Source organism: Pantoea sp. ANP04 (assembly GCF_041982285.1).
GTDB classification, from domain to species: Bacteria; Pseudomonadota; Gammaproteobacteria; order Enterobacterales; family Enterobacteriaceae; genus Pantoea; species Pantoea eucalypti.
This window is the reverse complement of the sequence record NZ_JAUTYS010000009.1, coordinates 185,784-209,786: the sequence shown is the minus strand read 5'-3', so window position 1 is coordinate 209,786 and position 24,003 is coordinate 185,784. Positions and strand designations below refer to the sequence as shown.

The window sequence follows — 24,003 nt, the reverse complement described above, 5'->3', positions numbered from 1 at the left end:
GGTCAGCAGGTCAGCAGGTCAGCAGGTCAGCAGGTCAGCAGGTCAGCAGGTCAGCAGGTCAGCAGGTCAGCAGGTCAATCATCGATAAATTGCTCAGCATTGCAAAACTTGCACACCTCAATTTGTGATCCCATACAACTCCAGCTATTTTAGGATCTGAAAATCACGTTTAGTGAGACCACGTTTTTACAGAGGTACTGTTATGGACAACTACTGGGACACAAAAAGACTCTCAAACTACTTTCTGACGATGGCAAATCTTGAAGCTAATCATTTAGTTAACATAGCTACTTCACTTTCTCAATTTCACCTCAAGGATGCTCTTGTAAAACTGAAATTCCAGGATGAGGTGCGCGAGTTCGCTCGTTTACAGATCCATACCATTCGTACTTCAAATTCTGACGATCAGTGTCAGGAGTGCATTCAGAATCTTAAGCAGGAAAGTCAGCATCTCAAGATTCAGGACAGAATGCTTAGGACCGGTGAAGCTGTCGTATCGTCTTCCGTGCAGTTTTATCATGACCATGAAAAGGTCATTGGATATGTCATCAATGGGATCGGCGTGGTGTTAAGTGGCTTGCAAATCGTGGCTGGTGTCGGTCTGATTGTAGGTTCTGTCACTACAGGTAATATTTTAGGTGTTGTAGCGGGTTCGACCCTGGTGATGAATGGAGTGGGATCAGGGATTGAGAGCATAGGAAAACTCAGCGGTGTGCCTCACCCATCGAACCCAATAAGAGATAAATATGAAGATGTTGCAGATTTTTTTGGTTTTGATAAGCGACTCGGCTTGTTAGCCTATCAGGTAGTTGATTTGACAACATCATACTATGGCATTTTCAAACTGACTTTAAAGCCAGAAGCATGGCGGCTATACAAATATCTGCCAACAGACTATTACCGCAAGGTTCAGGTTATGAGTAAACCAGCACTTGCCTTAAAAGGCGCTGGAGCAGCCTATAAGGGGGCTGGAGTAGGTTTGAACCTATACCAAATGCAAAATAGCCCTGCACAAAACTAACCTCTGGTTTTTCTGATAAACCTGTTAGCTTTCCAGGAGAGGTTCAGAGGAGTCACAAAATAGACCACAAGAAATGCAAACGTCAGAACAATAATATATGGAATGGCATTGGAAGCATCCGCATTGAAAATGCCATCCAGTCCAATCAGTAGCAAAATAACAAGAGCAATGACACCGCCCCAGAAGCGTTTACTCAAATCAATAACGAGGCTTTGTAGTGTATCTTTTTTTGATTCGTCTTTTTTAATGATGCTCTTGAGCTTACCGATATCTTTAGCAGAGAAGCCGTTATTATAGAGTTCTTGCTCAAATTCGTTCATCTGATTCATCCTGAATAACGTTGCGATACGTGCGAAATATAGCACAGTGAACGAGACACATGCTAACCAACCTGCTTACCTGGCCAGCACTGGTATCAACGTTTCCTCACCTCAGAAGGCTCTGCCTGAACATCATATCCATGCAATTGCGCATGATATTAAAATGCTATATGCAAAAAACAGCATGCACAATAAGCAGATCGTAAGCACAGAAAAATACTAACCTATCCAAACAGCCATGCGAGTAATGCGGGCAATTCGTTTTTTAAACATAAATAAGAGTAAAATGTTGAGGTATCAAACTGACAATAGAGAAAAAAGAGTCTCAGTATGCAAAAAATAGGAGAGAATTTGGTACGCCCTACAGGATTCGAACCTGTGACCTACGGCTTAGAAGGCCGGTGCTCTATCCAACTGAGCTAAGGGCGCATGGAGATGGCACGGATTATACGTCGGGAAGCGGGTACGTCAACGTTTTTGCCGTTTCCCCGCAGCGAAGTGCTGCGGGAATAACCAATTGGCGTCAGTGACGACTGCGCCATTCGCTGAGCGACACGAGTTTACTGCTACCGGTCAATTCTCCTTCCAGCTCAATCCCTTGTGATGTGAAGCGCGCGTTGTATTGCTCACGAAGTGCGTGCAGTTCCTGACTGTCCGGTTCCAGCTGGCGCAGAAAGCCCAGCGCGAGTAGCAGCTGCTGGCGGCTGATAAGCGGTGAAAAACCGGCGCGACTGAGAATCGTATGCCAGCGCTGGCTGTTCTCCTCGCTGCCATCAACAATCAACACCTGCCAGATCAGCAGTACCGCTGCGCCATTATGCAGATGCGTTTCATTATCGTGGCTGAGATAGTCGGTAAACTCTTTCGCGGCCTCTTTTCCCATCATAGAGATCATTGATTCCACCTGTACCGGTGGCAGCTGCAGTCGTTTGCTGAGCCGCTGGGCGGCGTGGCGTGAGCCCGCGGTGAGCAGCTGAAATCCAGCAACAAATACCACCGCCAGAGTCGCAAGCATTATCCAAATCATTACATCGTCCCCGGATTGTCCTGCAGATATCATACGCATGCAGGCTGGCATCGTCGCGACGAAAACATCGGAAAGCGCATACACGGCTGAAACTGTAACTGACAGCAGCCCACGCTTCTGACAAAATAGCGCCCTTCCCCGATTCAACACAACACAGTGGATTTCCTCTCTGATGGCAGCAAAAATTATTGACGGTAAAACGATTGCGCAGCAGGTGCGCGTTGAGGTTGCGGAAAAAGTGAAGCAGCGTCTGGCGGCCGGAAAACGTGCCCCAGGTCTGGCAGTGGTTCTGGTGGGTGAAAATCCGGCTTCGCAGATCTATGTGGCCAGCAAACGCCGCGCCTGTGAAGAGGTTGGTTTCCACTCCCGCTCTTACGATCTGCCTGCCACCACCCGCGAGGCTGAGCTGCTGGAGCTGATCGATAAGCTCAATCAGGATGATGAAATCGATGGCATTCTGGTACAGCTGCCGCTGCCAGCGGGCATCGATAACGTGAAAGTGCTGGAGCGGATTACGCCTGACAAAGATGTCGATGGGTTCCACCCTTATAACGTCGGCCGCCTGTGTCAGCGTGCACCAACCCTGCGTCCCTGCACGCCACGCGGTATCGTCACGCTGCTGGAGCGCTACAACATTGACACTTATGGCCTGAACGCTGTGGTGGTCGGGGCATCCAACATCGTTGGTCGTCCGATGAGCATGGAGCTCTTGCTCGCGGGCTGTACGACAACGGTTACCCATCGCTTTACCAAAGATCTGCGTCATCACATTGAGCACGCCGATCTGCTGGTCGTTGCTGTGGGCAAGCCAGGCTTTATTCCGGGCGACTGGATCAAACCCGGTGCCATAGTTATCGACGTGGGCATTAACCGTCTGGAGAGCGGCAAAGTCGTAGGCGACGTTGACTATGACAGCGCATCAGCGCGCGCATCTTACATTACTCCGGTGCCGGGCGGTGTGGGTCCAATGACAGTAGCAACATTGATTCAAAACACGCTGCAGGCGTGCGAAGAGTTTCATGATAAAGAGGTTTTTTAAATGACAAGTTTTTCACTGGGTAAATTCCCGCATGTCGATCTGTGTGACCTGTTAAAGCTGGAAGGCTGGGTTCAGAGCGGTGCACAGGCGAAAGTCGTGATTGCCGAGGGTGAAGTGAAAGTGAATGGCGCGGTTGAAACCCGTAAGCGCTGCAAGATCGTAGCCGGTCAGACCGTGGAATTTGCCGGTTTCCGCATCACTGTGGTCGAGTAATTCCGGAGCGTCCCTGCGGGGACGCTATTAGAGCGGTTCATCCTCCTTCACACGCGTCTCCCCTTCCCGTTGCTCCAGTGCAATATGATTCACCGCCGTATGCTGCGCAATCAGCGTTGCAAGTCGGGGTGAATGGCTGGTGATCCAGAGCTGACTGTACTCGCTGGCTTCGGCGATTAACCGCGCCAGCGCAGGCAACAAATCCTCATGCAGACTGTTTTCCGGTTCATTCAGTGCCATAAAGGCGGGTGGACGCGGGCTGAGCAGCGCCACAACCAGACAAAGAAACCGCAGCGTGCCATCAGAAAACTCCGCGCTCTCCAGCGGACGCAGAATGCCATGACGGGACATCAGCATCTGAAAACGGCCGTTCTGCACCTCGACGTCAAACTGGCAGTCGGGAAACGCCTGCGCCATAACCTCAAACAACAGTTCTGAATGACCACGCTCCACGATGGTCGCCCAGGCCGCCGCCAGATTGCGGCCATCGTGAGCGAGCACCGGCGCACGCACGCCAATCTGCGGCGCACGAATCGGTGAGCCGGGCCAGACCGCGAACTCGTGGTAGAAGCGCCACTGCTGCAGACGTTCACGCAGTTGCGAAAGCTCCGGATAAAGATGGGGTTCGCCAAGCTGACCAAACAGCGACTCCTCCGGATGCAATACTGCCGGATAGGCGACGCGCTCACCTTCAACGTTGTGCAGAAAGGCGGTCTGGTTTTCGCGCTGCATGATGCAGGCAGAAGGACGACGTCGCTGGCCGCTGAGCCAGAGCCGCTCCTGCTTCAACAGCGGATCCAGATTGAACAGGCTGGTCGACAGTGGCTCGGGAAAACCAATCTCCAGCTGGTAATCCATATCATCCATCACCACCGCCAGCTCCAGTCGCTTTGGATCGTGTCGGCGATCGCCCCGGCGTAAACCACCGGCCCACATCGCTTTCTGGATGCCGCCTTCTTCAGCCAGCGCCAGCGCCAGACGACCGCTGGCAGCCTCATGCAGCAACCGCACCGCTTTATAGAGGTTGGATTTACCGCAGCCGTTGGGACCGCTCACCACATTCAGCTGCTGAAGCGATAGCGTCAGGTTGCGTATTGAGCGGAAGCCGCGGATCTGAATCTGTTCAATCGCCATAATAAAAAAGGGCGATTGCTCGCCCTCTCCGGTTTATTTTCGACGCCAGCTGGACCCTTGTGGCCCATCTTCGACGATGACACCCAGCGCGTTAAGTTTGTCACGCGCGATATCTGCTTCTGCCCAGGCTTTGGCAGCGCGTGCATCGGCACGAGCCTTCACCCAATGCTCAATCTCGGCAACTTCTTCGTCATTCACCTGCGCGCCGCTTTGCAGGAACAGCTCAGGATCCTGCTGCAGGATACCCAGCACGTTAGCCATTTCGCGCAGTTTAGACGCCAGCGCATGTGCTGAAGCACCATCTTCACTTTTCAGACGGTTGACTTCACGCGCCATGTCGAACAGCACCGAGTAGGCTTCCGGGGTGTTGAAATCATCATCCATCGCGCTGCGGAAACGCGCTTCAAACGCGTCGCCGCCGCTTGCAGGCACGCTGCTGTCGGTGTGGCGCAGCGCCGTGTAGAGACGCTCCAGCGCCGCACGCGCCTGATTCAGGTTATCTTCGCCGTAATTAAGCTGGCTGCGATAGTGACCGGACATCAGGAAGTAACGCACTGTTTCCGCATCATAATGTTGCAGCACGTCACGCACGGTAAAGAAGTTGCCGAGTGATTTGGACATCTTCTCGCGGTCAACCATCACCATGCCGGAGTGCATCCAGTAATTGACGTAAGGGCCGTCATGGGCGCAGCTCGACTGAGCGATTTCGTTTTCATGGTGCGGGAACATCAGGTCTGAACCGCCGCCGTGGATATCAAAATGCGTACCCAGCTGTTTGCAGTTCATCGCAGAACACTCAATGTGCCAGCCAGGACGCCCGTTGCCCCACGGCGATGACCAGGCTGGCTCATCCGCTTTGGACATTTTCCACAACACGAAATCCATCGGGTTGCGCTTCACATCGGCCACTTCAACGCGTGCGCCCGCCTGCAGTTGCTCCAGATCCTGACGCGACAGCGCGCCGTAATCGGTGTCGCTGAGCACATCGAACATCACGTCGCCATTGTCCGCTACATAGGCGTGACCGCGAGCAATCAGCTTTTCCACCAGCTCGATAATCTCAGCGATGTGACGGGTCGCGCGCGGCTCCTCATCGGGCGGCAGGATCCCCAGCGCAGCGAAGTCATTGTGCATCTCGCCGATCATGCGATTGGTCAGGGTTTCGATACTCTCGCCGTTTTCGTTGGCGCGTTTGATGATTTTGTCATCAATGTCAGTGATGTTACGGACATAATTAAGCTGATAACCGAGGTAACGCAGGTAGCGCGCCACGACGTCAAATGCCACGAACGTCCGCCCATGACCAATGTGACAGAGGTCATACACCGTGATGCCGCAAACATACATCCCGATTTTACCGGCATGAATGGGTTTGAATTCCTCTTTCTGTCGACTCAGGGTGTTATAAATCTTAAGCATTGAACGGTTCCGTTTTCGCGTGTGGTTGGCACTTTTAAGTATCCAGACATTGTGCCGTATTTTTATCGCTCGCGCGACGCAAAGCAAGCCAACTGCGCCGTGCTGCTGACGCGTCATTGGAAATTATGATATAAGAACGGTCGACAAAAAGGGGTACGCCAATCGACACCGCGACCTCAGCAACTGATGACAACCTTTACAGGACGACAAAAATGGTAACTTTCCAGACGAACCATGGCGATATCGTAATCAAAACTTTCGATGATAAAGCGCCGGCAACCGTACAGAACTTCCTGGATTACTGCCGTGAAGGTTTTTACGACAACACCATTTTCCACCGCGTAATCAACGGCTTTATGATTCAGGGCGGCGGCTTCGAGCCGGGCATGAAGCAGAAAGAAACCAAAGCCGAAATTCAGAATGAAGCGAACAACGGTCTGAAAAACACCAAAGGTACGCTGGCAATGGCACGTACTTCTGCGCCGCACTCTGCCACCGCACAGTTCTTCATCAACGTAGCTGACAACGACTTCCTGAACTTCCGTGACGAAAGCGTTCAGGGCTGGGGCTACTGCGTGTTCGCTGAAGTGGTTGAAGGCATGGATGTGGTCGAGAAAATCAAAGCAGTCTCTACTGGCCGCAGCGGCATGCATCAGGATGTGCCAAAAGATGACGTCGTTATCCAGAAAGTGACCGTCAGCGAGTAATGTCGCGCACGCTGTTTATCGCAGATCTCCATCTGTGTCAGGAAGAACCGGCGATTACCGCCGGTTTTCTGCATTTTTTACAGCGCGAAGCGCCCCACTGCGACGCGCTCTATATTCTCGGCGATCTGTTCGAAGCCTGGATTGGTGACGACGATCCCAATCCTCTGCATCAGCAGATTGCCCGCGCCCTGCGCGCCCTCCCGGTTCCGGTCTTCTTCATCCATGGCAATCGGGATTTCCTGATTGGCCGACGCTTTGCGCGCGCAAGCGGCATGACGCTGCTGCCGGAAGAGCAGGTACTGACGCTCTACGGCCATCGGCTGCTCATCATGCACGGTGATACGCTCTGCACCGACGATGCGGGTTATCTGCGCTTTCGTGCCAAAGTGCACAATCCGTGGATCCAGCGACTGTTCCTGGCGCTGCCGTTGAGGATCCGCAAACGCATTGCGGCCCGGATGCGCGCCGACAGTAAACAGGCAAACCAGCACAAATCCCAGACCATCATGGATGTAAACCAGGAGGCAGTCACTGCCGCTATGCTGCGCCAGCAGGTGCCGCTGTTGATCCACGGTCATACCCATCGCCCCGCCATTCATACGCTGAACCTGCAGGGTGAAACGGCGGAACGCGCGGTGCTGGGTGCCTGGCACAGCCGGGGTTCCATGATTCAGCTCGACGCCAGCGGCATTCAGCTCATCGATTTCGACTTCTAATCTGCGGTTAATTCGCGGACGTTAGCGGGACGCAACCGTTTTCCTTGCGTGCTTCTCATGCTATTCTCGGTGCCCTTCAAAACCTGTCCGCCCGGCCAGGTCTGTTTGTCTATTCACAGGAGTTGACCGCATGTCATCCAACGCCCCGGCCCGCATCGCCATTGTTATGGGTTCCAGAAGTGACTGGGCCACCATGCAGTTCGCCGCTGAGATCCTCACCAGCCTGGACGTCCCTTTTCATGTTGAAGTAGTCTCTGCGCACCGTACCCCGGATAAACTGTTCAGCTTTGCCGAAACGGCAGCCGATAACGGTTTTCAGGTGATTATTGCTGGCGCAGGTGGCGCAGCACATCTGCCAGGTATGCTGGCGGCAAAAACTCTGGTGCCAGTGCTGGGTGTACCGGTGCAGAGCGCTGCACTAAGCGGCGTGGATAGCCTCTATTCAATTGTGCAGATGCCGCGCGGCATTCCGGTCGGAACGCTGGCGATTGGCAAAGCAGGCGCAGCCAATGCCGCGCTGCTGGCCGCACAGATTCTGGCGCTGCATGACAGTGGGCTGGCGTCACGCCTGACGACCTGGCGTCAGAGTCAGACCGATGAGGTGCTGAACCATCCTGATCCGCGGGTGGATGCATGAAGCCGGTTTGCGTACTGGGCAACGGCCAGCTGGGTCGTATGCTGCGTCAGGCAGGTGAACCGTTGGGGATCGCGGTCTATCCGGTGGGTCTGGAGGCGGATCCTGCTTCCCTGCCCATCGCTGACAGTGTGATCACCGCCGAAATCGAACGCTGGCCGGAGACCGCGCTGACGCGCGAACTGGCGAGCCATCCGGCCTTTGTTAACCGTGATATTTTTCCGCGTCTGGCCGATCGTCTGACGCAGAAACAGCTGCTGGACCAGCTGGGGCTTGCCACCGCGCCATGGCAGTTGCTGGCCGATAAAAGCGAATGGCCGGCAGTGTTTGACTCGCTGGGCGAACTGGCCATCGTGAAAAGCCGCACCGGCGGTTACGACGGGCGAGGTCAGTGGCGTCTGCGTGCTGATGAGACGCATCAGCTACCCGAAGCGTGTTACGGCGAATGTATCGTTGAGCAGGGCATCAACTTTTCCGGTGAAGTCTCACTGGTGGGCGCACGCGGTCACGATGGCACCGTTGTATTCTATCCGCTGACGCATAACCTGCATCAGGATGGCATTCTGCGCACCAGTGTAGCGTTTCCGCAGGCAGACCAGGCTCAGCAGCAGCAGGCTGAATCGATGCTCAGCGCCATTATGCAGGCACTGAATTACGTTGGCGTAATGGCAATGGAGTGTTTCGTTACGCCTGATGGGCTGCTGATTAATGAGCTGGCGCCCCGCGTGCACAACAGTGGTCACTGGACGCAGAACGGTGCGTCGATCAGCCAGTTTGAGCTGCATCTGCGCGCCATTCTTGGTCTGGCATTGCCACAGCCAATGGTATTTGCGCCGTCGGTAATGGTTAATCTGATCGGCACCGATGTGAATCTCAGCTGGCTGCAGCAGCCGCTGGTGCATCTGCACTGGTACGACAAAGAGGTGCGACCGGGCCGTAAAGTGGGTCATCTGAATCTGACCGACAGCGATGCCGGGCGGCTCAAAACAGCACTCAATGCGCTGGTGCCCCTGCTCCCGGAAGAGTACGCCAGCGGCATCGCCTGGGCCGTTGAAAAGCTGTAGTTTCCCGTTACCCGCTTGCGGGTTCTTGGGGCGTTCCGGATAAAGGTTAAAGGCGGCCTCATGCCGCCTTAGTCAGCCCTGCCTTATGCCGCATCAAACTTCCTGAACAACGCCTTCCCTTTCAGTAACCGAATCCCAAGCCAGCCACCGCACAGCGATAACAGCAACGCGCCGCATAACGGCAGTGCCAGCCATAATGTCCAGTCAGGCTGCCACGGGAAATCGAAAATCTTTGTCTGTAATCCCCATAGCGCCGCTTCTGCTCCCATCGCGGCCGCCACGCCCGAGACGACGCCGAGCAGGGCAAACTCACACCACAGCGTGGTGCGTAGCAGTCTTTTGCCCGCACCCAGCGTGCGGTAGACCACCAGCTCCTGCCTGCGTTGCCGCATTCCGACCTGAATCTGCGCCAGCAGCAGTAACACACCGCAGGCAGTGACCAGTACCACCATGATCTCCAGCGCCCGGCTGACCTGCGTCAGTACCTGACCGATCTGCTGCATGATGCTGCCGATATCCAGCAGACTCAGCGCCGGAAAAGCACGATTCAGCTGCGCCAGCAGAACCGGATTCGCCTCCATGCGGAAGCTGGTGAGCCAGGTCTGCGGCTGGCTGTCGAGCGCCCCCGGCGGGAAGATAAAGAAGAAGTTCGGCTTCAGGCTTTCCCAGTCCACTTTACGCAGGCTGGTAATACGTGCGCTGAACGTCTGCGTATCGCCGTCGAACGTCAGGGTATCGCCGAGCTTCAGCCCCAGCCGATCCGCCAGTTCCACTTCCATCGACACTTCACCCGCTTTTGGTGGCCAGTTGCCTGCCACCAGCGGATTGTGATCCGGGCGATCGGCCAGTTCCGTCAGGTTGAGCTCACGGTTCAGGGCGTTATCCAGCTTCGGATCGGCCGGTTTGCCATTGAGTTCACTAAGCCGTACTCGCGCAATCGGGTAAAAGGTCCCGGGCGCGATCTGATGCGACTGCAGGAAGTCACGCACCTGCGGCACCTGATCGGCCGTCATGTTCAACAGGAAGAAGTTCGGGCTATCCGCCGGTAACTGCTGCTGCCAGCGATCCAGCAGATCGCCACGCATTACCAGCATCAGCGCCAGCAGCATAAACGACAGTGAAAAAGCGGCGAGCTGGCTCAGCGTCATGCCGGGCTGGCGCAGCAGCCGGTTGATCGCCAGTCGCAATGCCAGATTGCGCACCACCAGCCGACGCAATAGAAGCAGAGTTCCCCAGCCGAGTAACGCCAGTAATCCTGCCAGCACCACCACACCCGCCAGCAGCGCCCAGAGCATTTTACTGCCGCCGACCAGCAGCGCTAACAGCGTCACGACCACCACGATCATTACCGGAATATAGAACTTCAGCGGCCAGAGATTTGCCACCGCATCGCGCCGCAGCACCCGCAGCGGCTGGGTTGCCAGCAGCAGACGATAGGGACGCAGTCCCACCAGCAGCGAAATTACAAACAATGAACCCACTGCCCAGATCCATGGCCAGACGCTGGCTGCCGGTAAGCTGGCAGGCAATACCGGTTTCAGCATCGCCATCAGGATCGCTTCCACACCCTGCCCCACCAGGCCACCGGCAATCGCCGCCAGCAGCAGCACCGCCAGCCACTGACCGATGATTAAGCGCTGCAACGCGCCGTGCGTCGCACCCAGGGTTTTCAGCACCGCCACCAGATCGTAGCGGCTGCGGCAGTAGTGACTCATGGCGACCGCCACGGCTGCAATCGCCAGCATCAGCGTCAGCAAGGCCGAGAGCAGCAGGAATTGTTGCGCGCGCTGCATCGAACGGCCCAGCGCATCTTCCGTGTTCTCAACGCTGATCCAGCGCTGATCCGCCTTCAGCTGCGGCTCAATCCAGCGGTCATAGCTGGTCAGCTGGTCAGGATTACCAGAGAATTTATAGCGCCAGGTGATGCGGCTGCCCGGCTGAATTGCACCGGTTTTCGCCGCATCTGCCAGGTTAATCAGCAGACGTGGCGCCATCTCAAACGGGTTAAAGCCGCCATCCGGCTCCTGAATTACCTCGCCGCTGATGCGCAGCTGGGTGTCTCCCACTTCCAGCGTATCGCCCACTTTCAGATTGAGCAGCGCCATCAGGCGCGGTGCTGCCAGCGCGGTGCCTGCCTGCGGTCTCAGCCCCGGAGGTTGCGTCTGTAAGGTGCCAAACATCGGATAGCGATCATCGACCGCTTTGACTGAGGCGAGTTGTGGCGACTGCCCGGCAAAGGTCATGGTCATGAAAGTCAGTTGAGAACTGACCGTCAGGCCGTTTTCCTTCGCTTTTTCCAGCCAGGCTTCCGGGGCAGCTTCAGTGCTACGCAGCGTGCGGTCACCCGCCATAAAATCACGACTCTGCTGATTCAGCCCTTTTTCCATGCGATCGCTGATTGAGCCCAGCGCCAGTACACAGGCTACCGCCAGCGTCAGAGCCAGCCAGACGATCAGCAGTGAGGGGGAGCGCCACTCGCGCCAGAACCAGCGCCAGATCATTGCTCCTCCCACAATTTTCCGTCACGCAGCCGCAATCGACGGTCGCAACGCGCCGCCAGCTGTTCATCATGCGTCACCAGAATCAGCGTGGTGGCGAAGTCGCGATTAAGAGAAAACAGCAGGTCGGCAATACGGTCACCCGTTTTACGATCGAGATTGCCGGTGGGCTCATCGGCAAACAGCAGGCCCGGACGACCGCTGAAGGCGCGGGCCAGCGCGACCCGCTGCTGTTCGCCGCCGGACAGCTGGGCGGGCAGATGATGCAGACGCTCACCCAGCCCGAGTAGCGTCAACAGTTCACGCGCCTGTTCGCGGCTCTGGCGATCGCTGTCGCCGCGCAACAGTGATGGCAGTTGAACGTTTTCCTGCGCATTCAGAGTCGGTACCAGCATAAATGACTGAAACACAAAACCAACCTGCCGGGCACGCATTGCTGCACGCTGCTCTTCATTCATCTGGTGCAGCGGCTGACCCAGCAGATGCACTTCACCGCTGCTGCCATCGTCCAGCCCGGCCAGAATGCCCAGCAGGGTAGACTTGCCGGAACCCGACTCGCCAATCAGCGCAATGGTCTCGGCTGGTTTGACAACCAACTCAACTCCGGTGAGGATGGTTAACTGATGCTCTCCCTGACCGACGGACTTAGTAAGATGATGAACTTCAACAATGTTTTCCGCTGGCATTATCCCTTCCTGTTATTGATTCTTCTGCTGGTATCCCGTCTTGCTGCTGCAGATACCCTGATGGTGCTGGGCGACAGCCTGAGTGCGGGCTATCGCATGTCTGCCACTGCGGCCTGGCCCAGCCTGCTTGATAAGCAGTGGCAGCAGAAACCGAAAGTGGTCAACGCCAGCATCAGCGGTGATACTGCTGCCCAGGGACTGGCGCGCCTGCCTGCGCTATTAAAACAGCATAAGCCGCAATGGGTGTTAATCGAACTGGGCGGTAACGATGGTCTGCGCGGTTTCCCGCCCGACGCTATCGCACAGAATCTGAGTAAAGTGATCGACGATGTCAAAGCCGCTAATGCGAAACCCTTGCTGATGCAGATCCGTCTGCCCGCCAACTATGGCCGCCGCTACACCGAGGCGTTCAGCGGCATCTATCCGGAGCTCGCACAGCAGCATGCCATCCCTCTGGTGCCCTTTTTTATGGAGCAGGTCTATCTGAAACCCGAATGGATGCAGCAGGATGGTATTCATCCGAATCCTGATGCTCAGCCGTTTATCTCTGCGTTAATGGCAAAAGAACTGGCCCCCTTAGTTAAGCAGCCGTAACGCGCCAGGATGCGCAAATAGGGTAAATAAATGCAAAAAACTATTCTGATTACAGGTTGTTCAAGCGGCATTGGCCTGGTCGCCGCCCACGATTTACTGGCGCGAGGTTACCGGGTGATCGCCGCCTGCCGCAAAGCCGACGATGTCGCGCGTATGAACACGCTGGGTTTTACCGGGCTACAGCTCGATCTGGACGATCCGCAGAGCGTGGATCAGGCAGCAGATGCGATACTCGCGTTATGCGATAACCGTCTGGATGCGCTGTTTAACAACGCCGGGTTTGGCCTCTATGGACCGCTTCGTACCCTCTCCCGTCAGCAACTTGAACAGCAGTTTTCCAGCAACTTTTTCGGTGTACATCAATTAACGCTGCGGCTGTTACCTGCGTTACAAGCCAGCGGCGATGGCCGCATTGTGAATACCAGTTCGGTGCTGGGACTGATCTCCACGCCAGGCCGGGGCGCGTACGCTGCCAGTAAATATGCACTGGAAGCCTGGAGCGATGCACTGCGGCTGGAAGTGCGCAGCAGTGGCATTCGGGTCAGTCTGATAGAACCGGGACCGATTGAGACGCGCTTTACCGATAATGTGACGCAGGGCGAACAGCATAATCCGGTGCGTAACCCCGGCATCGCGGCACGCTTCACCCTGCCACCGGAAGCCATTCTGCCTAAACTTCGTCACGCACTCGAGAGTAAACATCCACGTTTACGCTACCCGGTGACACTGGTCGCACACGTAATGAGCCTGTTGAAACGGTTACTGCCTGGCTGGATGCTGGATCGCATTTTGCGCAGCCATTAATCAGGCCTGCGTAATAGCGCTTGAAGCCGGGCCAGTTGGCCCCATATTCTTAGAACACTTTTTGCAAAGAGACTTATCCATGTCACCACAAGCTTCTATCATCGACATCAACGAATCTAACCTGCAGCAGACCCTTGAGCAGTCGATGCAGCTGCCGGTGCTGTTCTACTTCTGGTCTGAGCGCAGCCAGCACTGTCTGGAGCTGACGCCGGTGCTGGAGCGTCTTGCCCAGGAGTACGCGGGTCAGTTTATCCTCGCAAAGCTGGATTGTGACAAAGAGCAACGGGTGGCCTCGCAGTTTGGTCTGCGTTCAATTCCGACCGTCTACCTGTTCCAGGATGGCCAGCCGGTCGACGGCTTCCAGGGACCACAGCCAGAAGAAGCGATCCGCGCCCTGCTGAAAAAAGTGCTGCCGCGCGAAGAAGAGCTGAAAGCGCAACAGGCGATGGCGCTGATGCAGGAAGAGAAACCGCTGGAGGCGCTGCCACTGTTAAAAGATGCGTGGCAGTTGAGCAACCAGTCCAGCGAAATTGGTTTCCTGCTGGCGGAGGTGCTGATTACCCTGAACCGCAGCGATGAAGCGGAGGCAGTGCTGAAAGTGGTGCCGCTGCAGGACCAGGATACCCGTTATCAGAGCCTGATGGCACAGATCGATCTGCTGAAACAGGCTGCGGATACGCCGGAGATTCAGCAGCTGCAATCCGAGCTGGAAGCGGACCCGACTAACGCCGGACTGGCTGCTAAACTCTCGTTACAGCTGCATCAGGTGGGTCGTAATGAAGAAGCACTGGAACTGCTGTTCAGTTTCCTGAAATCTGATCTTAATGCCGCTGATGGCCAGGCGCGTAAAATGCTACAGGAAATTCTGGCCGCGCTGGGAACCGGCGATGCACTGGCTGCGCGCTATCGTCGCCAGCTCTACTCCCTGCTGTATTAAACAGCAGTACCACGGGCCGAAGCGACTCGGCCCGTTAATCTGACAATGCGGAGGTTGTATGATTACTGTTATTCCTGCCCTGATTATCCTGGCACTGGTAGCGGTCTGGGCGACCGTTAAAATCGTGCCACAAGGTTTTCAATGGACGGTCGAGCGCTTTGGCCGTTATACCCGCACCCTGCAGCCAGGATTAAGCCTGGTAGTGCCGTTCATGGATCGTGTCGGTCGTAAGATCAACATGATGGAACAGGTACTGGATATTCCCTCGCAGGAGATCATTTCTAAAGACAACGCCAACGTCACCATCGACGCCGTCTGCTTTATTCAGGTCGTTGACCCTGCGCGTGCCGCCTATGAAGTCAGCAATCTTGAGCAGGCTATCCTGAACCTCACCATGACCAACATGCGTACTGTTCTTGGCAGTATGGAGCTGGACGAAATGCTGTCACAGCGCGACAGCATCAACACCCGCCTGCTGCACATCGTGGATGAAGCGACGAATCCGTGGGGCGTTAAGATCACCCGCATCGAGATTCGTGACGTGCGTCCGCCGCAGGAACTGATTGGCGCGATGAATGCGCAGATGAAAGCGGAGCGAACCAAACGCGCCGACATTCTCACAGCCGAAGGTGTACGGCAGGCGGCAATCCTGCGCGCTGAAGGGGAAAAGCAGTCGCAAATCCTTAAAGCCGAAGGTGAACGTACGTCGGCATTCCTTCAGGCAGAGGCGCGTGAGCGTCAGGCTGAGGCAGAAGCTAACGCCACGAAAATGGTCTCTGAAGCGATCGCAGCAGGCGATATTCAGGCGATCAACTACTTCGTGGCACAAAAATACACCGATGCGCTGCAAAAAATCGGTGAGGGGAATAACAGCAAAGTCGTCATGATGCCGCTGGAGGCAAGCAGTCTGCTGGGTTCAATTGCAGGCATCGGTGAACTGCTGAAGGACTCACGCACTGAGTCGAAACGCTGATGCTGGCCGACATTATCGCGCACCCGCACTGGTTCTGGCTGACGCTGGGTGGATTACTGCTGGCGGCTGAGATGCTGGGCACCAGCGGTTATCTGCTGTGGAGCGGTCTGGCGGCGGTTATTGTCGGCCTCATTGAATGGTTTATGCCAGTGAGCTGGACGGCACAGGGCTCCCTGTTTGCCGCGATGACGCTGGTGTGTGTTTTTTTGTGGTATCGCTGGATGCGCCACCGCGAGGCGCATCAAAAACCCAACGCTCTGAACCAGCGCGGCAGCCAGATGATCGGGTTGCAGCTTACACTGGATACCGCCCTGCACAACCGCACCGGCCATGTGCGCATCGGGGACAGCAGCTGGCGTGTTGAGGCAGATCGGGATCTGCCTGCGGGCACAGCGGTGGTCGTGGTGGGTGTTGAGGGCATCACACTGCGTATTCAGCCACGCTGACCGCAGCATCCGGCCAGATTATTGATGATGGGACACTCGGCACTGTCATCGCCGGGACAGGCGTCCGCCAGCGCCAGCAGGCGTGCGCGCATGGTATGCAATTCTTCAATGTGGGCCGCGATTTCATCAGCTTTCTGCAGCGTGCGGGCTTTGACATCAGCACTGTGGCGCGAGGGATTATTGAAAAACGCCACCAGCTCACGACACTCATCCAGCGTGAACCCCACCTGACGCGCCTGACGTAACAGGTTTAGCTCGTCAATGTGATGACCGCTATACGTGCGGTAACCATTTTCACTGCGCAACGGCGGTGTCACCACGCCTTTCTCTTCGTAAAAGCGAATCGCCTTGCTGGTCAGCCCGGTCTTTTTCGCCACATCGCTGATGTTCATTTGCATCCCCTTGACCTTCCCCTTGATGGAAGGTTTATGCTTAAGCATGAATCGGAACTGACCAATTCGTCAAATGGGATTACAGAAGGAGTTGATTATGTCACACACTATTTCCCTGGCACTCGACGGCTTATCCTGCGGTCACTGTGTCAAACGCGTCAAAGAGGCACTGGAACAACGCGACGATGTTGATTTGGCTGAGGTCACTCAACAGGAAGCGCAGGTTTCTGGTCAGGCGGATGCGGCCGCGCTGATTGCTACTGTGGAACAGGCGGGTTATCACGCCACGCTGAAAACAGCAGACGCCTCCCCAAAGTCTGAACCGTTGACAGCATCGGAGCCGCCGCCGGAGGCGCTGACAACGGAGACCGCTTCTCATCCGGCAGAAAAAGCGTTGCCTGCCCATATGCTGCTGATTGAAGGCATGACCTGTGCCAGTTGCGTCAGTCGTGTTGAAAAAGCGCTGCAGCAGGTTACCGGTGTCAGCCAGGCACGGGTCAATCTCGGTGAACGCAGCGCGCTGGTGCTGGGTAATGCTGACCCGCACCAGCTTGTGGCTGCCGTCGATGCCGCAGGTTACGGCGCACAGGTCGTTGATGACGAGCAGGAGCGACGTGAAAAACAGCAGCACAGCGCTCGCCGTGCCATGCGGCGTTTCAGCTGGCAGGCTGCTGTTGCCCTGGCGTTTGGCGTGCCACTGATGATCTGGGGCATGGTGGGCAACAACATGATGCTCACCGACAGCAACCACACCACCTGGCTGGCGCTGGGCGTCGTAACCCTGCTGATCATGGTCGTGACCGGCAGCCACTTTTATCGCAGTGCCTGGCGCAGTTTACGCAATGGCAGCGCCACCATGGATACGCTGGTGGCACTCGGCACAGGCGCCGCCTGGGTCTACTCCTTTAGCGTGGTGCTGTGGCCCGACTTTTTCCCGCCGCAGGCACGCCATCTCTATTTTGAAGCCAGCGTCATGATTCTGGGACTGATCAATCTGGGGCATGCGCTGGAGCAGCGGGCGCGTCAGCGATCGTCTAAGGCGCTGGAACGCCTGCTTGATCTGACGCCGGCCCAGGCGCGGCTGGTCGATCAACAGGGTGACCGGCTGATCCCGGTAAGCGACGTCCAGCCTGGCATGACGCTGCGCCTGGTCACCGGCGATCGGGTTCCGGTCGATGGTGAAATCGTCACGGGTGAAGCCTGGTTTGATGAAGCGATGCTTACCGGCGAAGCGGTGCCGCAAAGCAAAAATCCGGGTGCGGCGATCTTCGCCGGCACGCTGGTGCAGGACGGCTCGGTTGAATTTACCGCACGGGCCACCGGGAATCACACCACCCTGTCGCGCATTATCCGGCTGGTACGTCAGGCACAGAGCAGCAAACCGGATGTGGGGCGTCTGGCCGATCGTATCTCTGCTGTTTTTGTTCCGGTCGTGGTGCTGATTGCAATGCTCAGCGGCGCAGTGTGGTATCTGTTCGGGCCACAGCCACACATCGCTTACATGCTGGTAATCGCGACTACCGTCCTGATTATTGCCTGCCCCTGTGCGCTGGGACTGGCGACACCGATGTCAATTATTGCCGGTGTTGGACGTGCCGCTGAACTGGGCGTGCTGGTCCGCGACGCCGATGCCCTGCAGCGCGCCAGCCAAATCGACACGCTGGTGTTTGATAAAACCGGTACTCTCACCGCCGGTAAGCCGCAGGTCAGCGAGGTGCTGGTCTGGGGTGATGCCAGCCGTGAATCCGTGTTAGCGACTGCGGCCGCGCTGGAGTTTTCCTCGGGTCATCCGCTGGCGAAAGCGATTGTCGCTGAAGCGAAACTGACGCAACCGCCTCAGTTAGCGCAATTTCGTACAATACGCGGTAAAGGGGTCAGCGGTATTCTGGATGGCAGAACGCTGCTGCTGGGTAATGCTGCACTGTTACACGACAGCGGCATTGATTATCAGGTGGCAGAAGCAGAGATTGCGCGCCTGACACAACAGGGGGCAACGCCGGTGTTACTGGCGGAACAGGGCCAGCTAACCGGTTTGATTGCGCTCCGCGATCAGCTTCGGCCAGAAAGTGGCGCCGCCCTGAAGCGGCTGCATCAGCAGGGTTATCGCCTGATTATGCTGACCGGTGACCATGAAAATACCGCGCGCGCCATTGCAGCCGAAGCCGGTATTGATGAAGTCATTGCTGGCGTGTTGCCGGATGGCAAAGCGGCTGCCATTGAAGCCTTACAGCAGCAGGGCCGCCGCGTTGCGATGGTCGGTGATGGTATCAATGACGCGCCTGCGCTAGCGCAGGCCGAAGTGGGCATTGCCATGGGCGGCGGCAGCGATGTCGCCGTGGAAACGGCAGGCATTACATTAATGCGTGCCGACCTGAACAGCGTGGCGGATGCGTTAGCGCTCGCTTCTGCGACACTGCGCAATATCCGGCAGAACCTGTTTGGCGCATTTATCTATAACAGCATCGGTATTCCGGTGGCTGCGGGTGTGCTCTATCCGCTGACCGGTACTCTGCTTAGCCCGATTGTGGCGGGTGCAGCGATGGCGCTCTCCTCTATAACGGTGGTCAGCAATGCAAACCGCCTGCTGCGTTACCAACCGCCGCGCCAGTAATCGCCTTTTCAGCGCTGTTTTTCGTTCTCTGAAGTCGCTAGCATGGCGTTTTGAACCGCAAGGATTGGGAATGACAGGCAACATCTGGCGCTCACTGCGCGGCTTTATCAGCCAACTTTTTCCCGCCAGTTACCGCTGGCCTGCGATGGATGTCCGGCTTGGCGATCGTCAGTTGCATCTGGTGGGCAGCATCCATATGGGAACGCGCGACATGCAACCGTTGCCGCCGCGCCTGCTGCATCTGTTGCAGCAGGCGGATGCGCTCATAGTGGAAGCGGATATTACGCAGGGTGGATCACCCTTTGATCACCGGGGCGATCGTCCAGCACTCACGACACGGCTGGAGAGCAGTACGATGCAAACGCTCACCGCACTGTGTCAGGAGATGAGTCTCAACCTGAGCCTGCTGGATAACCTGCCCGCCTGGCAGGTGGCGCTGATGTTACAGGCACAGCAGGCGCAAAGACTGGGATTGCGACCTGACTACGGCATCGATTATCAGTTGCTGCAGGCAGCAAAAGATCTGAACAAGCCGGTGATTGAACTGGAAGGCGCAGATGCACAGATCGCCCTGCTGACCGCACTGCCGGATGACGGTATGGCGCTGTTACAGGACACACTGCTGCACTGGCATACCAATGCGCGACTGCTGCAGATGATGGTGAGCTGGTGGCTCGATACGCCGCCACGCCAGCCGGAAATTACCCTGCCCGCCACGTTTAGTCAGGCGCTGAATGATACGTTGATCGGTCAGCGCAATGCGCAATGGTGTGACAGCATGCGAGGGCTCGCGGCAGGAAACTATGTGGTCGCGGTCGGCGCGCTGCATCTGTACGGCGAAGCTAATCTGCCTGATATGCTGAAGAAGCCCTGAAAAAAAGAGAGCCGATAATGTTATCGGCCCGTCAAAGAGGAATTTGTTTATGATTTTGGTTATCGCCAGCAATCAGATTGCGGGCGCGAGGCCAATTTTACGCAAAGAACAAAATTTCGCCACCTTTTTCAATGGATCTGCGCAATAAGATTTTTCTTAGTAAGGAGCCCGTATGACGCCCGCCGTAAAATTGCTGGAAAAACAAAAAGTCAGCTTCGTCCTGCACCCCTATGAGCATGACAGTCACGAAACGCATTTTGGTGATGAAGCCGTGCGCAAACTCAATCTGGATGCGCGGCAGGTGTATAAAACGCTGCTGGTGGCGCTGAATGGCGAGGCGAAACAGCTGGCGGTGGCGATTACGCCAGTTTCGACACAGCTGGATCTCAAGAAGGTGGCAAAAGCGCTGGGCGCGAAGAAAGCAGATATGGCCGATCCCCAGCTGGCGCAGCGGGTTACCGGTTATCTGGTGGGCGGTATCAGTCCACTGGGGCAGAAAAAACGGCTGCCTACGGTGATTGACCATTCTGCCCGCGCGTTTGACGCCATGTTTATTTCAGGCGGTAAGCGTGGACTGGATATCGAACTGGCACCACAGGATCTTTCGCGGCTGCTGGACGCCCCGTTTGCGGATATCGCCCGCCACGATTAAACCCGTGGCTGGGCGCAAAGCTGATCGATCATCCAGCGGCCCGCCGGGCCAGGTGGCGTGCGTCGCGACCACACCACCTCAATGGCGATATGCTGCGGCCAGCCCGGCATCGACAGCTCTTTCAGGACGTCATGTCCAAACTGCTTCACCAGCCAGCGCGGCAAAACAGTCCAGCCAAATCCCTGCTCCGCCATCTCTAACAGCAGTAAGTACGTGGGTGCCGACCAGATTCGTCCCATCGGCGCGGGTTCAGAGGCCTCAACCCAGGTGTTTAGCCGCAGGTGACGAACGCCTTCCAGCTCACTTTCGCTGACGGTACTAAGCTGCGCCAGCGGATGATCGCGATGTAAAAAGACGGCCATCTGCGCTTCAACCTGCAGTCGTGCTACCGCAATATCCACCGGCAGATTAGGCTGTGCCCGCACCACACCCAGATGGACCCGCCCGGCCTGCAGCAGATCCAGCACATCGCCATCCTCGGCAATCATGACCTCCAGTTCAATCTCCGGATAACGGGCATCAAATTGCCTGAGCAGATGCTCGTGGTGATCGGTTTGCCAGAAATCGGACATAGCAAAACTCAGCCGGGGCTCAACGCCCTGCGACAGACGTATCGCCAGCGCATCCAGCCGCTCACTGGCGGCGAGGATTTGCTGAACCTGAGGAATAACACGGCGTCCCTGCTCGGTCAGGATGGGTTGACGACCGGCGCGATCAAACAGCACGAAACCGAGATCATCTTCTAAATTTGCCACTGCTGCGCTGATGGTGGACTGACTTTTACCCAGCGCGCGCGCCGCCGCAGAGAAAGAACCGCTCGCCACGGTCTGCATAAAAGCCTCAAGGGATTCCGGGGAGTAACGCATCTGAACCATCGCTTTTTTCGATAGGTGTTCATTTTATCTTAGCATTCTGACGTGTGAAAATGCGCCGCATTATTCAAGGAGAATTAACAATGCGTACCCGCTCAATTAAAGAACGTATTCTTCATGCTGTCTGCTTTGAAACGCTGGCGATTCTGACCGTTTCGCCGCTGGCGGCATGGGTGATGAATAAGCCGCTGTTTCAGATGGGATCGCTGGCGATTATGCTCTCAACGGTCGCGATGCTATGGAACATGATTTATAACAGCGGATTTGACAGGCTTTATGCGCCCGGCCAGAAACGCGGACCCGGCGTGCGTGTGTTACATGCAGTGGGATTTGAAGGCGGATTTATCCTGATTGGTCTGCCGATTGCCGCCTGGATGCTGGATATCTCCCTGGGTCAGGCATTGCTGGTAGAAGTGGCCTTTTTCCTCTTCTTCCTGCCCTACACCATGGCCTACAACTGGGTATGGGACAAACTGCGCGAGCGCTGGATTAGACGTCACTCCTGCCAGGCGTAAGAAAAAAGGGAGGCGCAAGCGCCTCCCGTTAAGCTCAATGCGTACGGGCTGTTTCATTCCCCCACGGCCAGATCCACGCCAGAATCATTTTTGGATAGTTACGCTTCCGCGCTTTTTCCGCTGCTTCATCCCGTGCCCGAATCTGCTCATCGGTCAGGTGCACGATCTGCCCTTTCGGCTGATAGTCGCTGGCTTTCACTGGCGAATGCGCCTTAATGAAGTCGCGCAGCACCTGCGCATCAACGGCTCCACTGTTGGCATACCCGGGGTGATTATCCAGACGCGGGTAACCGTCGCCACCTGCTGCATTGAAGCTGTTGGTCGCCATGCGATAAATCTGCGTGTCCTGCAGCGGTTTACCGTTAATGCTGACGTTGCTGACCTGCTTACCGTCGGTGGTCAGGCTGATGCCGGCAAACTGCGCGTAGCCGCCTGAATCAGGCTGAATATTAGCAACGACATCCAGATATTTTTTGATCTCCGCACCGGTCAGGGTGACCGAAACCACCTGATTGCCAAATGGCTGAACCTGCAACAGGTCACGCCAGTTCAGCTTGCCTGCTTTCAGTGAGGTACGAATACCGCCACCGCTCATCACCGCAAAATCGGCTTTGGTGAACGCCATCTGGGCGCGCAGAATCAGCTGGCCCAGATTCGTCTGCTCAAAGCGAACCTGCTCTTTTTCACCACTGAAATTGCCGTCAGCGCTGCCAACATTCACGATTAACTTCGCCTCTGCACGTTTCTGGAACGGCATCAGCAACTTCATCATGGCGGTGTTTTTCGGGATCTCTTCCTGCCAGGTCAGCCAGGTTTCGCTGCCATCTGCATTCTTTATCTTATGTTTGAGGTTAACCGGCACCAGCTGATAAGCCTCCAGCGTCACCTGACCATTACGGAAGGTGAAGTCACCGCGGCCGACATATTTGCCCCACTTGTCGGCCTGCATAATCCAGATGCCATTTTGCTTATCCGGCTCACACGGCTGGCCTGGCTGATAATTTTTTACGCTGACGTTCTCTTTTTCCATGCAGACCGCATCATGCGAATGACCGCCGACAATCAGGTCGATCGTTCCGGCAGGCAGGCTGCGCGCCAGCGTGACATCACCTATGCCGTTGCTGCCGTGTTTACCGTCGTCATAGTGGCCCAGATGGGTCAGCGCGACAATCACGTCCGGCTTCTCGGTAGCGCGCAATTCAGCCACCGCTTTCACCGTTTCAGCGACCGGATCGCGGAACTCGGTATCTGTCAGTCCGGCCGGATTAGCCAGTTTCGCCGTGTCCGGGGTGATAAGCCCGACCACCGCGATCTTTAATCCGAGACGGTTGAATACCGCCCAGGGTTTGAACAGGCGCTGACCGGTGCTTTTTTGATACACGTTGGCGGCCAGTAGCGGGAATCTCGCCCACTGTTCCTGCTTACGCAGGACCGCGATCGGCTTGTCGAATTCATGGTTGCCCAGCGCCATCGCATCATAGCCAATGAGATTCATCGCGCGGAAATCGGGTTCAGCGTCCAGCTCATCGGACTCCGGCACGCCCGTGTTCACATCACCGGCAGAGAGGATCAATGCGCCGCCGCCGCGGGACTGAACATCGTAGCGCATAGTATCCATCAGGGTTTTCTGCGCGGCCAGGCCATACTCACCCTGTTCATTAAACCAGAAATGACCGTGCTCATCGTTGGTGTGCAGCAGACTGAAACGATAGGTGCGATCGGCCTGGGCGGCCTGTGAAAACAGCGGCATCACGGCCACCAGCAGTGCCATGCCCACCCCTGTCCATTTAGATAACAACACTGAGACTCTCCTTAATTTATCGTCTGGCCCGACTTTCTGCCGCTTTGCCCCACT

25 protein-coding genes and 1 tRNA gene are annotated in these 24,003 nt (G+C 56.3%); 16 read left to right on the top strand and 10 right to left on the bottom strand.

Annotated features, from left to right (window positions below):
* Nucleotides 1-202 precede the first annotated feature (202 nt).
* On the top strand, nt 203-1,021 hold the full coding sequence (locus Q7C21_RS14110; RefSeq protein ID WP_008924966.1) for a DUF4225 domain-containing protein: 819 nt from the start codon (nt 203-205) through the stop codon (nt 1,019-1,021).
* On the opposite strand, the gene Q7C21_RS14105 is transcribed toward Q7C21_RS14110, so the two are convergent.
* The 3 genes from Q7C21_RS14105 to Q7C21_RS14095 form a co-directional block, all read right to left on the bottom strand.
* Nucleotides 1,018-1,341 carry a hypothetical protein gene (locus Q7C21_RS14105; RefSeq protein ID WP_008924965.1) on the bottom strand — a complete coding sequence of 108 codons (324 nt, stop codon included), beginning with the start codon at nt 1,339-1,341 and terminating at the stop codon, nt 1,018-1,020. The genes Q7C21_RS14110 and Q7C21_RS14105 overlap by 4 nt on opposite strands.
* A 352-nt stretch (nt 1,342-1,693) precedes the next feature.
* Nucleotides 1,694-1,770: transfer RNA gene (locus Q7C21_RS14100), tRNA-Arg, on the bottom strand.
* Between the two features lie 94 nt (nt 1,771-1,864).
* Complete coding sequence (locus Q7C21_RS14095) at nt 1,865-2,368, bottom strand: DUF1198 family protein (protein WP_008924930.1); 504 nt, start codon at nt 2,366-2,368, stop codon at nt 1,865-1,867.
* Between the two features lie 172 nt (nt 2,369-2,540).
* Here Q7C21_RS14095 and folD point away from each other — a divergent pair, with 172 nt between their 5' ends.
* Nucleotides 2,541-3,407: a bifunctional methylenetetrahydrofolate dehydrogenase/methenyltetrahydrofolate cyclohydrolase FolD gene (gene folD / locus Q7C21_RS14090; RefSeq protein ID WP_003849457.1), complete on the top strand. Its 867-nt coding sequence runs from the start codon at nt 2,541-2,543 to the stop codon at nt 3,405-3,407.
* Nucleotides 3,408-3,620, top strand: coding sequence for a ribosome-associated protein YbcJ (ybcJ, locus tag Q7C21_RS14085; protein ID WP_003849455.1), 213 nt, complete (start codon nt 3,408-3,410; stop codon nt 3,618-3,620).
* Nucleotides 3,621-3,647: 27 nt separating this feature from the next.
* On the opposite strand, the gene Q7C21_RS14080 is transcribed toward ybcJ, so the two are convergent.
* Together Q7C21_RS14080 and cysS are read right to left on the bottom strand one after the other, a co-directional pair.
* Nucleotides 3,648-4,754, bottom strand: coding sequence for an AAA family ATPase (locus tag Q7C21_RS14080; protein WP_008924929.1), 1,107 nt, complete (start codon nt 4,752-4,754; stop codon nt 3,648-3,650).
* Between the two features lie 33 nt (nt 4,755-4,787).
* On the bottom strand, nt 4,788-6,173 hold the full coding sequence (gene cysS / locus Q7C21_RS14075) for a cysteine--tRNA ligase (RefSeq protein ID WP_008924928.1): 1,386 nt from the start codon (nt 6,171-6,173) through the stop codon (nt 4,788-4,790).
* A 212-nt stretch (nt 6,174-6,385) separates the two neighbouring features.
* Here cysS and ppiB point away from each other — a divergent pair, with 212 nt between their 5' ends.
* The 4 genes from ppiB to purK all read left to right on the top strand — a co-directional run bounded on the left by ppiB (nt 6,386) and on the right by purK (nt 9,294).
* Nucleotides 6,386-6,880 carry a peptidylprolyl isomerase B gene (gene ppiB / locus Q7C21_RS14070; RefSeq protein WP_003849447.1) on the top strand — a complete coding sequence of 165 codons (495 nt, stop codon included), beginning with the start codon at nt 6,386-6,388 and terminating at the stop codon, nt 6,878-6,880.
* Nucleotides 6,880-7,596 (top strand): UDP-2,3-diacylglucosamine diphosphatase, encoded by a 717-nt coding sequence (gene lpxH / locus Q7C21_RS14065; RefSeq protein WP_003849446.1) that lies wholly within the window; start codon nt 6,880-6,882, stop codon nt 7,594-7,596. The genes ppiB and lpxH overlap by 1 nt, the downstream gene beginning before the upstream one ends.
* A 130-nt stretch (nt 7,597-7,726) precedes the next feature.
* On the top strand, nt 7,727-8,233 hold the full coding sequence (purE, locus tag Q7C21_RS14060; protein ID WP_003849444.1) for a 5-(carboxyamino)imidazole ribonucleotide mutase: 507 nt from the start codon (nt 7,727-7,729) through the stop codon (nt 8,231-8,233).
* A complete protein-coding gene (gene purK / locus Q7C21_RS14055) occupies nt 8,230-9,294 on the top strand; it encodes a 5-(carboxyamino)imidazole ribonucleotide synthase (RefSeq protein WP_008924927.1) in 1,065 nt (354 codons plus the stop codon). The genes purE and purK overlap by 4 nt, the downstream gene beginning before the upstream one ends.
* An 83-nt stretch (nt 9,295-9,377) precedes the next feature.
* Here purK and ybbP read toward each other — a convergent pair whose 3' ends face one another.
* Together ybbP and ybbA are read right to left on the bottom strand one after the other, a co-directional pair.
* Nucleotides 9,378-11,795, bottom strand: a complete 2,418-nt coding sequence (ybbP, locus tag Q7C21_RS14050; protein WP_375150802.1) for a putative ABC transporter permease subunit YbbP — start codon at nt 11,793-11,795, stop codon at nt 9,378-9,380.
* The gene (gene ybbA / locus Q7C21_RS14045) at nt 11,792-12,478 is read right to left on the bottom strand and encodes a putative ABC transporter ATP-binding protein YbbA (protein WP_375150801.1); all 687 of its coding nucleotides are present in this window, start codon (nt 12,476-12,478) and stop codon (nt 11,792-11,794) included. The genes ybbP and ybbA overlap by 4 nt, the downstream gene beginning before the upstream one ends.
* Here ybbA and tesA point away from each other — a divergent pair.
* The 5 genes from tesA to Q7C21_RS14020 all read left to right on the top strand — a co-directional run bounded on the left by tesA (nt 12,446) and on the right by Q7C21_RS14020 (nt 16,232).
* Complete coding sequence (gene tesA, locus Q7C21_RS14040; RefSeq protein ID WP_181162210.1) at nt 12,446-13,072, top strand: multifunctional acyl-CoA thioesterase I/protease I/lysophospholipase L1; 627 nt, start codon at nt 12,446-12,448, stop codon at nt 13,070-13,072. The genes ybbA and tesA overlap by 33 nt on opposite strands.
* Before the next feature lie 30 nt (nt 13,073-13,102).
* Nucleotides 13,103-13,876: an SDR family oxidoreductase gene (locus tag Q7C21_RS14035; protein WP_003849434.1), complete on the top strand. Its 774-nt coding sequence runs from the start codon at nt 13,103-13,105 to the stop codon at nt 13,874-13,876.
* A 79-nt stretch (nt 13,877-13,955) separates the two neighbouring features.
* The gene (locus Q7C21_RS14030) at nt 13,956-14,813 is read left to right on the top strand and encodes a co-chaperone YbbN (protein ID WP_375150800.1); all 858 of its coding nucleotides are present in this window, start codon (nt 13,956-13,958) and stop codon (nt 14,811-14,813) included.
* A 58-nt stretch (nt 14,814-14,871) separates the two neighbouring features.
* Nucleotides 14,872-15,786: an SPFH domain-containing protein gene (locus tag Q7C21_RS14025; protein ID WP_003849430.1), complete on the top strand. Its 915-nt coding sequence runs from the start codon at nt 14,872-14,874 to the stop codon at nt 15,784-15,786.
* Nucleotides 15,786-16,232 carry an NfeD family protein gene (locus Q7C21_RS14020; RefSeq protein WP_003849428.1) on the top strand — a complete coding sequence of 149 codons (447 nt, stop codon included), beginning with the start codon at nt 15,786-15,788 and terminating at the stop codon, nt 16,230-16,232. Before Q7C21_RS14025 ends, Q7C21_RS14020 begins: the two co-directional genes overlap by 1 nt.
* Here Q7C21_RS14020 and cueR read toward each other — a convergent pair.
* The gene (gene cueR, locus Q7C21_RS14015) at nt 16,220-16,624 is read right to left on the bottom strand and encodes a Cu(I)-responsive transcriptional regulator (protein ID WP_003849426.1); all 405 of its coding nucleotides are present in this window, start codon (nt 16,622-16,624) and stop codon (nt 16,220-16,222) included. The two genes, Q7C21_RS14020 and cueR, sit on opposite strands and share 13 nt — an antisense overlap.
* A gap of 97 nt (nt 16,625-16,721) precedes the next feature.
* Between cueR and copA the strand changes: the two genes are divergently transcribed.
* The 3 genes from copA to ybaK all read left to right on the top strand — a co-directional run bounded on the left by copA (nt 16,722) and on the right by ybaK (nt 20,761).
* Nucleotides 16,722-19,235, top strand: a complete 2,514-nt coding sequence (copA, locus tag Q7C21_RS14010; protein WP_375150799.1) for a copper-exporting P-type ATPase CopA — start codon at nt 16,722-16,724, stop codon at nt 19,233-19,235.
* Nucleotides 19,236-19,305: 70 nt separating this feature from the next.
* Nucleotides 19,306-20,109 (top strand): TraB/GumN family protein, encoded by an 804-nt coding sequence (locus tag Q7C21_RS14005; protein ID WP_375150798.1) that lies wholly within the window; start codon nt 19,306-19,308, stop codon nt 20,107-20,109.
* Nucleotides 20,110-20,281: 172 nt separating this feature from the next.
* Nucleotides 20,282-20,761 carry a Cys-tRNA(Pro)/Cys-tRNA(Cys) deacylase YbaK gene (ybaK, locus tag Q7C21_RS14000; protein ID WP_003849421.1) on the top strand — a complete coding sequence of 160 codons (480 nt, stop codon included), beginning with the start codon at nt 20,282-20,284 and terminating at the stop codon, nt 20,759-20,761.
* Here the strand turns inward: ybaK and Q7C21_RS13995 are convergent.
* Nucleotides 20,758-21,627, bottom strand: a complete 870-nt coding sequence (locus Q7C21_RS13995) for a LysR family transcriptional regulator (RefSeq protein ID WP_033742998.1) — start codon at nt 21,625-21,627, stop codon at nt 20,758-20,760. The two genes, ybaK and Q7C21_RS13995, sit on opposite strands and share 4 nt — an antisense overlap.
* 89 nt (nt 21,628-21,716) lie before the next feature.
* Between Q7C21_RS13995 and Q7C21_RS13990 the strand changes: the two genes are divergently transcribed.
* Entirely contained in the window at nt 21,717-22,148 is a 432-nt protein-coding gene (locus Q7C21_RS13990) for a multidrug/biocide efflux PACE transporter (protein ID WP_375150797.1), read from the top strand.
* A 34-nt stretch (nt 22,149-22,182) separates the two neighbouring features.
* On the opposite strand, the gene ushA is transcribed toward Q7C21_RS13990, so the two are convergent.
* Nucleotides 22,183-23,919 (bottom strand): bifunctional UDP-sugar hydrolase/5'-nucleotidase UshA, encoded by a 1,737-nt coding sequence (ushA, locus tag Q7C21_RS13985; RefSeq protein WP_375150803.1) that lies wholly within the window; start codon nt 23,917-23,919, stop codon nt 22,183-22,185.
* Nucleotides 23,920-24,003: the final 84 nt, after the last annotated feature.

Excerpts from the sequence above, each read along its gene's own strand:
- Q7C21_RS14110 (WP_008924966.1), top strand. The coding sequence starts at position 203 with ATGGACAACTACTGGGACACAAAAAGACTCTCAAACTACTTTCTGACG.
- Q7C21_RS14105 (WP_008924965.1), bottom strand. The coding sequence starts at position 1,341 with ATGAACGAATTTGAGCAAGAACTCTATAATAACGGCTTCTCTGCTAAA.
- Q7C21_RS14095 (WP_008924930.1), bottom strand. The coding sequence starts at position 2,368 with ATGATTTGGATAATGCTTGCGACTCTGGCGGTGGTATTTGTTGCTGGA.
- folD (WP_003849457.1), top strand. The coding sequence starts at position 2,541 with ATGGCAGCAAAAATTATTGACGGTAAAACGATTGCGCAGCAGGTGCGC.
- ybcJ (WP_003849455.1), top strand. The coding sequence starts at position 3,408 with ATGACAAGTTTTTCACTGGGTAAATTCCCGCATGTCGATCTGTGTGAC.
- Q7C21_RS14080 (WP_008924929.1), bottom strand. The coding sequence starts at position 4,754 with ATGGCGATTGAACAGATTCAGATCCGCGGCTTCCGCTCAATACGCAAC.
- cysS (WP_008924928.1), bottom strand. The coding sequence starts at position 6,173 with ATGCTTAAGATTTATAACACCCTGAGTCGACAGAAAGAGGAATTCAAA.
- ppiB (WP_003849447.1), top strand. The coding sequence starts at position 6,386 with ATGGTAACTTTCCAGACGAACCATGGCGATATCGTAATCAAAACTTTC.
- lpxH (WP_003849446.1), top strand. The coding sequence starts at position 6,880 with ATGTCGCGCACGCTGTTTATCGCAGATCTCCATCTGTGTCAGGAAGAA.
- purE (WP_003849444.1), top strand. The coding sequence starts at position 7,727 with ATGTCATCCAACGCCCCGGCCCGCATCGCCATTGTTATGGGTTCCAGA.
- purK (WP_008924927.1), top strand. The coding sequence starts at position 8,230 with ATGAAGCCGGTTTGCGTACTGGGCAACGGCCAGCTGGGTCGTATGCTG.
- ybbP (WP_375150802.1), bottom strand. The coding sequence starts at position 11,795 with ATGATCTGGCGCTGGTTCTGGCGCGAGTGGCGCTCCCCCTCACTGCTG.
- tesA (WP_181162210.1), top strand. The coding sequence starts at position 12,446 with ATGATGAACTTCAACAATGTTTTCCGCTGGCATTATCCCTTCCTGTTA.
- ybbA (WP_375150801.1), bottom strand. The coding sequence starts at position 12,478 with ATGCCAGCGGAAAACATTGTTGAAGTTCATCATCTTACTAAGTCCGTC.
- Q7C21_RS14035 (WP_003849434.1), top strand. The coding sequence starts at position 13,103 with ATGCAAAAAACTATTCTGATTACAGGTTGTTCAAGCGGCATTGGCCTG.
- Q7C21_RS14030 (WP_375150800.1), top strand. The coding sequence starts at position 13,956 with ATGTCACCACAAGCTTCTATCATCGACATCAACGAATCTAACCTGCAG.
- Q7C21_RS14025 (WP_003849430.1), top strand. The coding sequence starts at position 14,872 with ATGATTACTGTTATTCCTGCCCTGATTATCCTGGCACTGGTAGCGGTC.
- Q7C21_RS14020 (WP_003849428.1), top strand. The coding sequence starts at position 15,786 with ATGCTGGCCGACATTATCGCGCACCCGCACTGGTTCTGGCTGACGCTG.
- cueR (WP_003849426.1), bottom strand. The coding sequence starts at position 16,624 with ATGAACATCAGCGATGTGGCGAAAAAGACCGGGCTGACCAGCAAGGCG.
- copA (WP_375150799.1), top strand. The coding sequence starts at position 16,722 with ATGTCACACACTATTTCCCTGGCACTCGACGGCTTATCCTGCGGTCAC.
- Q7C21_RS14005 (WP_375150798.1), top strand. The coding sequence starts at position 19,306 with ATGACAGGCAACATCTGGCGCTCACTGCGCGGCTTTATCAGCCAACTT.
- ybaK (WP_003849421.1), top strand. The coding sequence starts at position 20,282 with ATGACGCCCGCCGTAAAATTGCTGGAAAAACAAAAAGTCAGCTTCGTC.
- Q7C21_RS13995 (WP_033742998.1), bottom strand. The coding sequence starts at position 21,627 with ATGCGTTACTCCCCGGAATCCCTTGAGGCTTTTATGCAGACCGTGGCG.
- Q7C21_RS13990 (WP_375150797.1), top strand. The coding sequence starts at position 21,717 with ATGCGTACCCGCTCAATTAAAGAACGTATTCTTCATGCTGTCTGCTTT.
- ushA (WP_375150803.1), bottom strand. The coding sequence starts at position 23,919 with ATGGCACTGCTGGTGGCCGTGATGCCGCTGTTTTCACAGGCCGCCCAG.